We start from the raw sequence: 12,779 nt of genomic DNA on the forward strand, positions 1-12,779 counted from the left end.
GCGAATTACCGAAACCCGCAATCGGCGGCTTTATGAGATCGCGACGCTCGCTTTGTTGCGCGATCGGCTGCGTTCGGGCGACATCTGGGTCGAGGGCAGCCGTTCATTCCGGCCGATCGATGAACATCTGATGCCGAAGCCGACCTTCGTTGCACTCAAGGAAGAAGACAAACTGGGTCTCGGCGTGCCGGGCGACGGTGCGGCTTGGCTGGCCGAAATCCGGCAGATGATGGACTTCAACCTGAAGCGGCTGGCCTGGCGCGCCCGCTACGGAAAGCTCGAGGGCGTGAGGATGGAGAACGGAACGCTGATCGTGACGCCCCGGGTAAGCGACGTTCCCGCCGCGGCTGAAGCTCTCAATGCCGAAATCAGCGAAATGTATCCACTCGTCGAAGTCCCTGATCTGCTCCGGGAGGTGCATGAATGGACCGGATTCGCCGATCAGTTCACCCATGTCCGGACGGGAGATGCGCCGCAGAACATATCCGCCATGCTGGCCGGCGTGCTCGCAGATGCCACGAATCTCGGCCCGAAACGCATGGCAGGGGCCTCGAAAGGCATCAGCGCCCATCAAATCGGCTGGATGCGCAGCTTCCACGCCCGCTCCGAAACCTATCGCGCTGCGCAGGCCAGCGTGACCGACGCTCATACGCGCCATCCCCATTCCCAACTCTGGGGAGACGGGACGACAGCGTCATCGGACGGGCAGTTCTTCCGGGCCAGCGACCGCGCTGCCAAGCGCAGCGACATCAACCTGCACTATGGCAGCGAGCCGGGGACGAAATTCTACAGCGGGCTTTCCGATCAATACGGCTACTTCAGCATTCTGCCGATCAGCCCGACCGAGAGCGAGGCCGTCTATGTTCTCGACGGCCTGTTCGACCACGACACGATCCTGGAGATCGAGGAGCTGTTTACCGATACCGGTGGCGCCAGCGATCATGCCTTTGCGCTGTTCGCCCTGATCGGCAAGCGCTTCGCGCCCCGGCTGCGCAACATCAAGGACCGGAAATTCCACGCCTTCGAGAAGGCCGATGCCTATCCGGCGATGGCAAGCCACATCGGTGCACCGATCAACACTGCTCTCATTCTGGAGCACTGGGACGATCTATTGCGCCTGGCCGCGTCAATCACGACGCGCACTGTCTCTCCCTCAACGATCCTTAAAAGGTTGTCTGCCTCATCGAAATCCAGCGACTTGGCCAAAGCGCTCCGCGAACTCGGCCGCATCGAGCGAACCCTGTTCATGATCGAGTGGTATTCGAGCCCGGCATTGCGCCGGCGATGCCAGGCAGGCCTCAACAAGGGCGAAGCGGCCCATAAGCTCAAGCGCGCCGTGTTTTTCCACGAGCGCGGTGAAAATCCGTGATCGCTCCTTTGACAGTCAGGCATTCCGCGCCTCCGGCCTCAACCTCGTCGTCAGCGCCATCGTGCATTGGAACACCGTCTATCTCAGCCGTGCCACGGCGCATCTGCGCCAGCACGGCAGGAACATTGCCGACGAACTACTCAAGCACGTCTCGCCGCTCAGCTGGGAGCACATAAACCTCACCGGCATCTATTCCTGGGATGCCGAGCAGCAAATGCCCGAAGGCTTCAGACCATTGCGACTTCCTGGCCGTCTTCTCCGGGCGGCATGATGTTCATCGTCCGTTCGATCTTAGGGCAGGATTTTGAACTGCTCTTGTCCTGACCCCAACACGTTGAACGTCGCTCGATTCTAACTCATCGAGGAGGACATAACCCGATCACAATCCACGTGCGCCTGGGCAAGGCTGGGGGCACGGTCACGGCAGGAGAACCCTCGCTACCACTATCAGCCGGATTTACTCCGACGCTGGCTTCTAGACCGAGGACGCTCCGCGACGCATCAGGTCCGGCGGTAACCAACCCGCGTATCAGAGCATGATCAACCGTCGTTTATTTGACCGTGCCTCCTGCTTTCCCCAGGATGCATTCACACGAAACGCGACGCCCGAACGATCGGGCGAAGGATTTTCTATTCCTGCGACTTGAAATGGCGAACATGAGAGTGGATTGATTCCAACACTTGGCGAGGCTACTATCGAAGCTCGATCTGTAAATCGATATTGCATTACATTTGAAGTGCTGCAGAGACTTTGCACCACCGCTAAAGGATATGGTGTTCACGGCGCCTTCGGTAATTGAAGATGAGATTCGATCGTTCACCGGGACTGGACGCGGCAGCATGGAACGGTGGCAGCCATCCTTAAAAGCGAGTACGAACATGGAGCGGTTGCTTGCCCGCCCTACTAGCCCGGTAGGGCTCGGCGCGAATCGAAAGCTGATCACAGATTAGGACGGCCGGGACAAGGTGGGGGCGGGACACCGGTTACGGATGACCGCTGATGTTGGGGTAATCGCTCATAGAACCTGAGATGCTCGCTGCCAGCATCATCGTGCATCCGCGTCGGGGGCTTCCCGGCACCACATAATCTTCGATACCGAGCGGCTCCGATGGCCACATCGCCCACAGCAACCTCAGCGACGAGTAGCTCCCGCTCGACGACCTCTTGAGAAATTAGCACTGCGAAGGACGCGGTCGGGGGCCGCTGGAATAAGCCTAATGCAGGTTGAGAAGATCAGCCACCGTCTCCCCCCGTCGGCGCGCGTCGGCCGCGAGCCATATCTCGCCTACCTCATATACATCACCGAAGGTGCGGAACGGCACGATCACATCGACAGCGGCAGATAGCATATCAATCAGCGTGCGATCTTCCACGGCAGCTCCCCGTGGACTGCTCTTGATGAGCGAAAAGAGCTTTTTGAAACCCTCGACCGGATCGGCGCCGTGAATAGTGGAGATTGATCCTGGATGGCCAGAAACGACTTCGCTGAGATAGGCCCATGCGGCATCGTCGCGTATCTCACCGAGCAGTATTCGATCCGGCCGCATGCGCAGGCTGGCCTGTAGAAGCTGCTCCGCCGTGACCGCACCCAAACCTGCTCCGTCTTTCGAATATAGTAGGCGAACGTGATTCTCGTGCGGAATTACGAGTTCGAGCGTGTCTTCGATAGTGATCAGTCGTTCCTGAGGCGGAATGGCGTTGGTCAAAGTCTTGCTCATCGTCGTCTTGCCGCTACCCGTGTGTCCGCAAAGCAGCATTGTCAGCCGCCCAGTCACACATGCATGCAGGAATTCTTCCAGATCACCGTGGTCATAGTACTCAAGGATCCTTTTATCCTGTTGAGTTTGGCGCTGATTGCGGGACTGCCATTGGTTCCAGCGCGGAGCGTCATAGCGAGATGACACATCTTTAAGTTCCGAAACACGTGAGGATGGGCGCCGGATCGTCAGGCTGACGGTGCCTGACGGCACCGCTGGTGGTAAACAGATCTGCAGCCGCTCTCCATTTGGTAACTCGGTGGCGCAGAGAGGGCTACGTGGTCCAACATCCTGCTTTCGTAACGCTCCCGCCAAGATCGCGATATCTTCGAGATCATCATAGGTCAGAGGTAAAGGATGTTTAGTAAACGCGCCGGCCTGCCGGACGAAAGCCTCTCCTGGTCTATTAATCGCGACCTCTTCGGTCTTTGGGTCCTCAAGCCATTTTAAAACCGGCTTGAGGAGCAAACGCAATTGAGGATCTGCCGCGGTTTGCATTGAGATCTCCGATCTTCGTTGTCGTTGGACTGCTTGAGTTAGGGCCGTCGATTTCTCGCTCTCGTTGTCGCAGCGGTCGTGCGAAGCTCGTATATATCTGAGAAATCAAGATCCCGGGCCACGAATATTGATACTGCGTCCCCCTGATTCTTTCGCAGGGTTGGCGGAATGTTGATGGTTGCTTTAAGCGCCGTGTCGGCGGCTTGTGCCCCATTGCTTTGAAAGCTGTTGAGGTTAGGCCCGCCAGAGTTTTCGGTGTATTGACTGGCGGTCTGGAACGCACCTTGGACGACGCTCATGAGCATTGCCCCTCCGAAACGTTGCCAGAAGTGATTGTCCACCGTGCCAGGCATACCTGAGCGCCCTAGCTCGTCAGCGCCTGGTGACGCGAGCGAGACCATGGCATGATGCGGTGTTTCGGCGCGATTCCAGATCACAAAAACGCGCGCGTCCCCTTGTTGCAGGCCACGCTGAATTTCGCCAATGACAGTTGTCCCGCGATCTAGAAGCACAACGTTGTTCGTTGTCCCACGGACGTCTTGAGGTAGGATGCACTTTACATAGCCGGGCAAACTTGTATCGATCGCTGTTTGTAAAATGCAGGGAATGATCGTTCCTTGCGTAACCATGAAGTCAGGGTGCGGCAAGAGTGTGGCGCGGCTTGGCTCCTGCACACCTACTTTCATCCGCTGTGATAGGTCATTATCGACTGAAGCTTCGTCCGCGAGCATCGAGGCATACTTTTCCGAGGTGGAATCCTCTTTGTCTTCGCGGGGTTGCTCACCGCTTTCATAGGCAAAAATAGGCGATTGCTCGGCCTGCGGATCATTTGCTTCCGAGGAGCTCTCTGCTGGCGGGGGAACTGACGGCTGTTCAGCCGGCGGGGGTGTTGAACGATCAGGCGCAACCTCAATCGGTGCCGGACGAAAAGGCTCGGTGTTGGTGAGAACTGTTGTTCGAGGCGTCGCAGGGGATTCCACTTCTTTCTTTGAAAGTCCGCTAACCCAGATTAGGGATAGTGATGATGCCAAAATAACGCTTGCAATTATCAACTTCTGCGGTCTCGAAAGGCGCCGGCGAGTTGGCTCAGAGACCAGGGATCCGGCTGCATCTATGTCATGCCCGGTTTGTGGATTGGCGTCGTTCATCGACCTGCCTCCTTCAGAACGCGCCACACATCATGTCTCACTGTACCGGTGCCCGGCTTTCGTCCAATGGGATCGTATGCGCTATTCCAAATGCCTAATACTGTACGGCCATCTCTCAGACGCCATTCACGGGCAACTGCGGAAACCTCGACATAGTCTCCTTTGACCGAATAGTTGGCGGAGGCTTCCTTGCCGTCCGGATTGATCATGTAGATGGAGGGAATGCGCACATTACCTGGAAAACGGAATACAGTACTGACTCCGTTATCAAAAACCTCCAATGGCGTGAGCGAACGGTCGCCCTGTGCGACGTAATTAAAATTGTTGGTTCCGGGATCGGCGATTCCGGCCGGCTGATCCAGCAAATCTTGAGCCCTCTGTTGATACTGCGCTTTCGCTCGGAGCCGATCGCCGATCGATAACCTTTCTACTTCCTTTTGCCGAGCAGCAGCTTCGTCGGCAGGATAGATGAACTGTACACTGTAATAGAGATCCGGCTGCTCTTTGTTGAGCCGAGACATGGTCTTGGTGGAGATACTGAAGACATATCGTCGGGTACCTACCTCGCTCGCGGTCAGCACGACGACCGGCTGCGGCGGAAGGGCTTGGCTTGCCTTGAAAAAGAGATAGTGGCCGCGCGGAAGGGCTGCCAGATCTTTGCTATTAGAAACGGCGACAGCCGTTACGGTCTCGTTGCCACCGAATGTAACAACTAAAGTGGCCCCGACAGCGGTCGACAGTCGGACCACTTGGTCGGGATTGTAGGCCAGATAGCGCATGCGCGAATCTAGTTTGCCGGCTGCAGGGGTGTCTTCCGCATGCGCGCCTATCGCTAAGGAAAGCAAACCGATTATTGTGAGAAAGGTCCTTGTTGTCATGGCTCGCTATGGCCCTCATTTGATACGGTGTCTTCCGAGACCTGGTAGGAGGTAACAGTCAACCCCCCTGGATTGGACAGTCTCGATTCACCTGACAGGCTTTCCACCTTTTCATAACGGACGGTTGCAGTCCAAGTACTCACGACCGGCCTCTGGCCATCCATGATGAGCGTTCGTCTGTGACGAATCTGCTGGACGCCCGGCGTAATATCATTTGAGGAGATGTGCTCGACATCTAGTTTCCCCCCCTTACCGATTGTAACCTGTGGCGACGTGGGATTAGGGTAATTGAAGAATTGCTGATATTCCTGGCGCACAGATGGTGCGCTGAAACTCGATACGAGATCATAGGCGTATTGAGCTGTGTCCGCTGTATAGCCCTCGCGCAGACGGACATATTGCCAGAGTGAAGCGTTGATAACGGCCTGCTCCTGCGTTGCGGGCAGTCGAGACGTGGATACTTCGCTGTCAACGGTCCCATCCGCTCGTACCCAGAGATACACAGGCACCAGCTTGGCCAGCGGAACCATAGTGGCGATAGTGAAGGCTTGCGCGATATTTCCAAGAACTGCGGCCGCCGCAATGACCACCAAAATCTTGGAAAGGCGTCGCGCCGACTTCGCACGTGACGTTTGGAAGGCCTCTACTTCCCTATAATGCGCGGAAAGCGCTTCTCGCTGTACCAGGAGAGCATGTTCAGCGCCCTTCATTAGGCTCTCCCGCACATTCGAACTGAAGATCCGACGTCGTGGGTTGCCATCGCTCCACATTCAGCTGAAACGCATCACCCTTGCAGGTCGCCAGTGTATCACTTGTCTTGCAAGCGGCCAAGGCGAGGAATAAAATTAGAGAACAATACTTCATGCAGTCAACCTACTAGTTTCGTTATCATTGCGTTTAACGGCGCGCAACTTGGGCCAATTGGCGGTTAAGGCTGCTGACAGATTTATTTGAGCCTGACCAATGGGCACCTGCAATATTGCCGGCGATCACCGGAAGCGCGACAATCAGGGCGTCACCAGCTAGAAAGAGCATGTCGATTTCGTAGAGCCCGATAATCTTGGCTGCCGTCGTGTTCGCCAATTTGATCACAAGCAGCATGAATTTGAGAGCCGCTATTTCCGTCGTGATGACTATAGTCGCCACGATGTTCAACAGGAGAAGCAGCAGCCCGTAAGAGAGGAGCTGGCCGACCCATTTGGAAGCCATGTCGCGGGTGTAATCAAAGAGATAGCCTACCAGGATCAGCGGACCGATCGCTAAGAGTACCTTAGTGAGAATCCCACAGGCGTCATAGATCTCAAACGCTGCCCAAAGCGCACCGTAGAAAACCCACTGTGCGCCTTCAAAGGCGAGAATGTCTTGGCTATTCATTGGTCCGATTTCGGACGCAATCTCCTGAAAGGAGGCCTGGCTTAAAGCAAACATGAAGTCAAGCTTTTGGGGAATACTAAACAGTGGAATTTCACTGCCGCTGACCTTCTCAACGAAGCCCGGGATTGTATTCTTAAAGAATGAGAATACGTAATCACGATAGTTGTCCTGCCCCAAGACAAGGGAGACAACGATCGACACTTTGATGATCTTCATGATCCCACCACGAGCATCGATTTCGCCGCGCATCACCAGAATGCCCTGGACTATGATCCAAAGCGTGACGCACGCCACCAGAGGCGCATTGATTGCGCTCTGGATCTTGTCGAGCACTGACCCCAGTGCGATTGTAAAGGCAACATCGAAGGACGTATGTATAGCCGTAAACGGCGCAGAAATTGAGAAATCTTTCATCGCTCCAACCTGATTTGGCTCGTTCCACCGCAGTTGGGCGGAGTTGAACTCTTACCTGAAGAGGGCCGCGGTTTGTTTGCGTTCTCGTCGCTGGGCTGCGGCCTCCTCTGCGGCGTGGAGACCGGCTTGTGCAGTGGCCATCGTCAGCAGACTCGTAGCCTGGCTATTCTGGATGATTGCGTCGTGGATCTGTTTAAGAAGCAAGCCGTTTGTGACGGTAGCCGCCATAATGTTTTTTGAACTCGACAACTGACCCAGCGTTTTGCCGTTTTCCCGAAGGCGCTTGTCCATCAACTCCAGATTGGCGGCTGCAATACTCGCGGTATTAGCAGCACCGGCGATCTGCTCACGGAGCAACTCTGCATGTGCGTCCTTGTCCTTGCCATCGATATAACGGTCGGAATCCCGGACGATCGAGTTTGCTGTGGCCGAGGCTGGTGTCTTACTGTCAAACATCTGCTCTCTTAGGTTATTCGTGGAGGGGTAATTATTCCCCTGGTTGAGTTGGCTCAACACCTCGGTGACGGAGAAGACCGACCTGAAGATATCCACCATCGCGACCGTCTGGGTGACAATCTCGATTGTCTTTGCAAGGTTCGCGGTGGTGTTGGCAGCAGTGATCGTCGTCTGAGCTATTGTTCCGGGGTCGGTGACGAGGAACTGCGCACGGGCCGGCGCCTGCATTATAAGGCAAGCGGCAAGCGTCGTTACTGTCAGTTGGGTGAATTTCATGAAACTTCCTCCATCAATCTTGAACTTCTTGGTAACCGGCCATGAACTCGTCTACCCACGCGCCAGGAGCATCCCCGTATTTGTCGCGGAGCTGATCGGCAAAGCGCACCGTGTTGGCCCGCCCCGACAGTACGGCGACATATTCGCGCATCTCGCCGAGATCGAATTCGCAGATAACGCTTCCGCTCTCGCGCTTAAGCAGAAATTTGCGGCTGCCGATTGCCATCTGCTCGCGGATAGCCTGAAATTCTCCTTCAGTGCACTTTAAGCCGCCGATATAGGCTGATCGGTCCGCTGTCGGTGATGGGTAGAAGATTTTCGTCATACATTGTGCAACGAGACTGGCTCCAAGCGGCGATTCAAGAACATGCTCAGGCTGCTGTGTTGCGAGTATCAGCATGCCGTTATTCTTGCGAACAGTAAGCAAGAACTTGTCGATCACTGCAGCGAATTGGGGGTTTAATAGATAAAACCGAAACTCATCGCAGCTCATCACAAAGCGTCGGCCATCCACGACAGCCCCCACTCGATGCAGGAGATATGCAGCGGCCGGCGCACAGACCTCTTCGTATTCCAGGAGCTGTGTCATGTCGAAGCCGGTAATGGAGGCATCCAGCCTTACTTCATCCGCCTCGCCATCGAAGGCCCAACCGAGCGCGTTTCCTCTGCACCACCGCTGCAGTCGCGCTCCTGCGCCCTCGGATGGGTTGTGCAACAGGAATTCGCGTAGGCCCGCGAGTGAACGCATACTGGGCTCAAATGAAAGCTGCCGAACGATAGCGCGTTCGAGGCGGCGGTTCTCTTCTGGCGAAATAGCTCCGCGTCCGTCGCTCTCGATCAGGGCCGTCACCCACTCGCGCAGAAAGTCCCGGGAGGCCGATGTATCGTCCAAGCCTCGGAGAGGCGCCAAGCCGCTTGGAACGCCTCTCCGTAGCGCCAGATACGTGCCTCCCGTGGCACGTACCAGCAGTTCACCACCGCGGTCCTTGTCAAAGAAAACAATCGCACCATTGCGTCCAACCATGCTCTGCTCGAGCATCGCAAGGACAAAGGCCATGAGCGTTGTTTTGCCTTTTCCGACGGGTCCGAATATTGCGGTCATACCCACGTCATTCTCGTGAGGGAGGTAATCGAAAGGAGTTCCACCGTTGGTGCGGAAGCGCGCAACCGCATTGCCCCAGTGGCCCGAATCGGTGCCGCTTGGGAAATTCTCGAATGAGACAAGACCCGCGAAATTGCGTGAGGTGATCGCCCCGGGTCGCGTGCGCCACTTGGTGTTCCCCGGAAGTTGCGCCCAATAAGCCGCCTCCATACCAATACCCTCTTGGACGATAACGGCGCCCGCATCCGTCAATCGCGTGCGTGCGCTTGCTGCGCGGTCGGCAAGGCTATTGAGATCATCGGCATAGACGCACAGGCTTAAATGATGCGAGCCCATTACGAATTCGCTGCTTGCCAATGCGTCCTCTGCCTCGGCGAGTTCATTGATCTGGGTGACGGCCTTGTCACCGGAACTCGTCATTTGACTGGACTTGAGACTGAGTTTGGCATGAGCCTGTGAACGCGTGAGGAAGGAGAAACTCTGGCTCAACACAAGCGGGAAATTCGCGGACAATAGCGGATTGAGCATGCCTGGCCGCGTCTTTGCCGGATATTCTCGAAATGAAAACATTGAGCCAACGTAGCTATCTGCGGGGGTTCGAATCTCTAGTGCCCGCTTGCCGCAGATTACTCGGTCGGTATAAATCGAAGCTCCCAGTGAGCCGCTAACCACTGGAACCGGGGTAACACGGCAGGTCATTATCAGTCGGAGCGCCTCCGCGATTTCTGAGAAAATCACGCCATCCTTCTCGCGGATACCGAGCCGGCGGAGACCATAGGCATCGAGGGCGGCACCAGTGACGTGCCACAGATCTTCCAGGTTCCGCGTTTGATTTGCTAGATCGTTCTCGTTTCTATTGTTGCGCTTGATGAACCGGCCCGTGAGTTTGCCGACCGCAGTGCGGGGAAACACGACCAAGGTGAGGAAATGGTCGTTGCGAAAGAGTTTTCCGGACAGCACGCGCCGCTCATAAGCTTCGCTCAGACTACCAGCAAACGCGCTATGGAAGTGCCGTGCCGGGGGCGACGGCACATCGTTATGTCGCACAAGATGAGCACATATTGATACATTATCATCGGCAATGTTGCGTAAGAGCGTGTTAAACGCTCGGCAGCGTGCATTGCGGATGGCAACGTCTTCCAGTTCGAAGGGCAAACCCCTGACATGTGCCATGGCCATGACTGAGCCGTCTTCGAGAAGGACAACCTGGTCGCTGAGGTGGCCAACATATGGTAGATATATCTCACCAGACCTCTCGGTCCTGCCACTTGTCCCGAACATTAAACCATTCCTCTTCCTCGTCTCGGCACTTTGACAGGGTTGGGGCTGACGCTTGCCCCGCCCCAGAACGGCGCATCCACGCTTCTTCCAGCGGTCTGGAGATAGAGTAACGCTACACTCGCGGCGTTATAGTCGCGCTCGACAACAATCCGTGATCCGAACCACAGTGGCACAAGAATAATTTCGTACAGAGGGTTTTGGACGACGACGATGATTAGGCCGGCTAACATCATGAGCAATCCCGCCAAGTTCAGCGGCACGCCTAGGAATAATGCAGGGCGTGTCGCCGCCACGTAGAGAATACTCTCTTCCAGTCGATCGCTCATCAGCCCCCCCCTATGAGGGTTCTACCAAGGAAGCTGGCCCCAAACATGATGACGATCCCCCCGATGACACCGGCAACGAGACCGAGTGAAGCACGGCCGAACATCCATGATATGCCGATGGCGACAATGCCGAGCACAGCCAGAGACTGTCCGAAGGGACCAAGGATGAATTGGCAGATACGCTGCACCATTTGGGTAGGGTCGGTCCCCGATGTCACTTGCGCCATCGCTGGCCAGGAGCAGACAAGGCTCCAAGCCGCCGCGCCGCCAGCAGCTGGCGCATAGTTAGCCGCCATGCGCAACATAGCTTCCCGGAGAGTAAAAGTATTAAAACGCGAACGATATCGGTTAGATGACGCCATTATTGTATCTCCATTCAATCTAATACAGGTTATTTCTTGTTCGAGGATTCAGGGTCTCTAGACCTCTGGAGTGCTGGAAGGCCTGATGTGTCGTGTGCCGAACGGTCTCGCTCATACGAACCCCAGACATCCCATTTTTCTTCCGAGATCGGCTTTTCCTCGGCCTCTTCCGCTGGTTCGACCAGCGGTGGCACGATCTCTCGAGCGGCCGCCTCAACCTTCCGCACATAACCGTTTGCAAACCCGCGCGTTAAGTCACCCGTGTTGTAGGCCGAGATTGCCTGGCGAAGGGCCAGTTGCTTTGCCGCGGCAGTGCCGCCGCCGGCATAGCGGCTTTCTAGCAAGTGCGCCGCAGCCGCAAGTGAAATGCAGGGCTGAAAGGCCTTTTCGATCGTGAGATTGAGGACGGAAAAGTTTTTACTGTTGATCTGCATAAGCCCAACGTCGACTGAATGTTTTGCTTCGACGCGGTTCTTGACGCTCTGGTGCGCTTGCGTTTGATCATCCCAGTGAAGGGTTTCACCGGTTGTATTGTCATGTGCCGCAAGCGGATCAAAGCCGCTTTCAACCTTGGCAATTGCGGCAAGCGTTGACGGATTAACCCGCGGAGCACACTTGCGAGCGAGGCGCTCGAACTCTCGAAAGGAGAATGGAGCGGCCTCGGTTGAAGGGCACGTCGAGGTCACCATCACGAGGGCCAATGGCCAAGCTGCGTGTAACATTTCCCTATCACCTCAGTTGCGGCTGCCAGAAAGAGTTAGCGTCATCTATAGGTCGCCGTTTTGCCGGAGGTCTGTTACTCTAGGATGTTGCAATTCGATCTTTTGGTTTCATTTGAAGCAAATACGGTTTTAGCGCGTTCCGCGAGCACTAGACGAGTCGATGCAAGTGCCGTGACGTAGGTGGTTTGCTGCACAAGTGGAAGAACCAATCTACCTTGTTTAAAGCGATGGAATGAAAGGCCGATGCTGGAGGGTGCTTCTGTGAATATCGACCCAAGAGTCGAACAAACAGCGGCTTGTCTGTAGCATCGTGACCTTGCCCCGTTGAAATAATGCATTTTGAAGTAAGCTCTGGCCCATTGAGAGGACCAGAGAATGAAGCGCAACCGTTTCACGGACGAACAGATCATCGGCATTCTGAAGGAGCACGGCGAGCCTGCGAACGGCACGCCGGTCTCGGAGCTTTGCCGCAAGCACGGTGTCAGCGATGCCAGCATCTATAAATGGAAAGCCAAGTTTGGCGGCATGGAGGTGTCCGAGGCCAAGCGGCTGAAGACGCTGGAGGACGAGAACACGAAGCTAAAGCGGCTTCTGGCTTATGCCATGCTCGACAATGCCGCTATGGTCTGCCTCGTCCGTGCAAGGATACGCGACATCGTAAATGACGAATCCAGTTGCATAAATGTATCCGGCCTCTCGCGAGTGGGCTGCGGTTGCAGCCAGGCCATGATGAGATCCGCACACGCCGTTCCCAATAAATGGTTCGGGCACGAAGCCGCTTTTTTGCGCAGGACTTACGGCATGTTGATCCACTG

The 12,779-nt window shown here is 55.8% G+C and carries 11 protein-coding genes and 2 pseudogenes; 2 read left to right on the forward strand and 11 right to left on the reverse strand.

Annotated elements, in window-relative coordinates; translation table 11 throughout:
• Nucleotides 1–19 precede the first annotated feature (19 nt).
• A pseudogene (locus N2599_RS35280) lies at nt 20–1,640 on the forward strand (Tn3 family transposase); the annotation flags it as partial.
• Between the two features lie 944 nt (nt 1,641–2,584).
• On the opposite strand, the gene virB11 reads toward N2599_RS35280, so the two are convergent.
• From virB11 to N2599_RS35335, 11 genes are read right to left on the reverse strand one after another with little or no spacing between them, the layout of a single operon-like run.
• Entirely contained in the window at nt 2,585–3,625 is a 1,041-nt protein-coding gene (gene virB11 / locus N2599_RS35285) for a P-type DNA transfer ATPase VirB11 (RefSeq protein ID WP_027513742.1), read from the reverse strand.
• A gap of 38 nt (nt 3,626–3,663) precedes the next feature.
• On the reverse strand, nt 3,664–4,773 hold the full coding sequence (virB10, locus tag N2599_RS35290) for a type IV secretion system protein VirB10 (protein ID WP_027513743.1): 1,110 nt from the start codon (nt 4,771–4,773) through the stop codon (nt 3,664–3,666).
• Nucleotides 4,770–5,651, reverse strand: coding sequence for a P-type conjugative transfer protein VirB9 (gene virB9, locus N2599_RS35295; RefSeq protein WP_027513744.1), 882 nt, complete (start codon nt 5,649–5,651; stop codon nt 4,770–4,772). Before virB9 ends, virB10 begins: the two co-directional genes overlap by 4 nt.
• Nucleotides 5,648–6,361 carry a type IV secretion system protein VirB8 gene (locus N2599_RS35300; protein WP_027513745.1) on the reverse strand — a complete coding sequence of 238 codons (714 nt, stop codon included), beginning with the start codon at nt 6,359–6,361 and terminating at the stop codon, nt 5,648–5,650. Before N2599_RS35300 ends, virB9 begins: the two co-directional genes overlap by 4 nt.
• Nucleotides 6,348–6,515: a type IV secretion system lipoprotein VirB7 gene (locus N2599_RS35305; RefSeq protein WP_084606758.1), complete on the reverse strand. Its 168-nt coding sequence runs from the start codon at nt 6,513–6,515 to the stop codon at nt 6,348–6,350. The genes N2599_RS35300 and N2599_RS35305 overlap by 14 nt, the downstream gene beginning before the upstream one ends.
• 33 nt (nt 6,516–6,548) lie before the next feature.
• Complete coding sequence (locus N2599_RS35310) at nt 6,549–7,439, reverse strand: type IV secretion system protein (RefSeq protein WP_027513746.1); 891 nt, start codon at nt 7,437–7,439, stop codon at nt 6,549–6,551.
• A 51-nt stretch (nt 7,440–7,490) separates the two neighbouring features.
• Complete coding sequence (locus N2599_RS35315; RefSeq protein WP_027513747.1) at nt 7,491–8,171, reverse strand: TrbJ/VirB5 family protein; 681 nt, start codon at nt 8,169–8,171, stop codon at nt 7,491–7,493.
• 13 nt (nt 8,172–8,184) lie between these two features.
• Nucleotides 8,185–10,554: a type IV secretion/conjugal transfer ATPase VirB4 gene (gene virB4, locus N2599_RS35320; protein ID WP_027513748.1), complete on the reverse strand. Its 2,370-nt coding sequence runs from the start codon at nt 10,552–10,554 to the stop codon at nt 8,185–8,187.
• Nucleotides 10,554–10,880: a type IV secretion system protein VirB3 gene (locus tag N2599_RS35325; RefSeq protein ID WP_027513749.1), complete on the reverse strand. Its 327-nt coding sequence runs from the start codon at nt 10,878–10,880 to the stop codon at nt 10,554–10,556. The genes virB4 and N2599_RS35325 overlap by 1 nt, the downstream gene beginning before the upstream one ends.
• Nucleotides 10,880–11,242 (reverse strand): pilin major subunit VirB2, encoded by a 363-nt coding sequence (virB2, locus tag N2599_RS35330; RefSeq protein WP_027513750.1) that lies wholly within the window; start codon nt 11,240–11,242, stop codon nt 10,880–10,882. Before virB2 ends, N2599_RS35325 begins: the two co-directional genes overlap by 1 nt.
• Nucleotides 11,243–11,271: 29 nt before the next feature.
• Entirely contained in the window at nt 11,272–11,964 is a 693-nt protein-coding gene (locus N2599_RS35335; RefSeq protein ID WP_027513751.1) for a type IV secretion system lytic transglycosylase VirB1, read from the reverse strand.
• 375 nt (nt 11,965–12,339) lie between these two features.
• On the opposite strand from N2599_RS35335, the pseudogene N2599_RS35340 reads away from it, so the two are divergent.
• Nucleotides 12,340–12,588: pseudogene (locus tag N2599_RS35340) on the forward strand (transposase); the annotation flags it as partial.
• Nucleotides 12,589–12,779: the final 191 nt, after the last annotated feature.

The sequence above is a fragment of the Rhizobium sullae genome (genome assembly GCF_025200715.1).
Classification (GTDB): domain Bacteria; phylum Pseudomonadota; class Alphaproteobacteria; order Rhizobiales; family Rhizobiaceae; genus Rhizobium; species Rhizobium sullae.

Excerpts from the sequence above, each read along its gene's own strand:
- virB4 (WP_027513748.1), bottom strand. The coding sequence starts at position 10,554 with ATGTTCGGGACAAGTGGCAGGACCGAGAGGTCTGGTGAGATATATCTA.
- N2599_RS35315 (WP_027513747.1), bottom strand. The coding sequence starts at position 8,171 with ATGAAATTCACCCAACTGACAGTAACGACGCTTGCCGCTTGCCTTATA.
- N2599_RS35300 (WP_027513745.1), bottom strand. The coding sequence starts at position 6,361 with ATGAAGGGCGCTGAACATGCTCTCCTGGTACAGCGAGAAGCGCTTTCC.
- N2599_RS35335 (WP_027513751.1), bottom strand. The coding sequence starts at position 11,964 with ATGTTACACGCAGCTTGGCCATTGGCCCTCGTGATGGTGACCTCGACG.
- virB2 (WP_027513750.1), bottom strand. The coding sequence starts at position 11,242 with ATGGCGTCATCTAACCGATATCGTTCGCGTTTTAATACTTTTACTCTC.
- N2599_RS35305 (WP_084606758.1), bottom strand. The coding sequence starts at position 6,515 with ATGAAGTATTGTTCTCTAATTTTATTCCTCGCCTTGGCCGCTTGCAAG.
- virB9 (WP_027513744.1), bottom strand. The coding sequence starts at position 5,651 with ATGACAACAAGGACCTTTCTCACAATAATCGGTTTGCTTTCCTTAGCG.
- virB11 (WP_027513742.1), bottom strand. The coding sequence starts at position 3,625 with ATGCAAACCGCGGCAGATCCTCAATTGCGTTTGCTCCTCAAGCCGGTT.
- N2599_RS35310 (WP_027513746.1), bottom strand. The coding sequence starts at position 7,439 with ATGAAAGATTTCTCAATTTCTGCGCCGTTTACGGCTATACATACGTCC.
- virB10 (WP_027513743.1), bottom strand. The coding sequence starts at position 4,773 with ATGAACGACGCCAATCCACAAACCGGGCATGACATAGATGCAGCCGGA.
- N2599_RS35325 (WP_027513749.1), bottom strand. The coding sequence starts at position 10,880 with ATGAGCGATCGACTGGAAGAGAGTATTCTCTACGTGGCGGCGACACGC.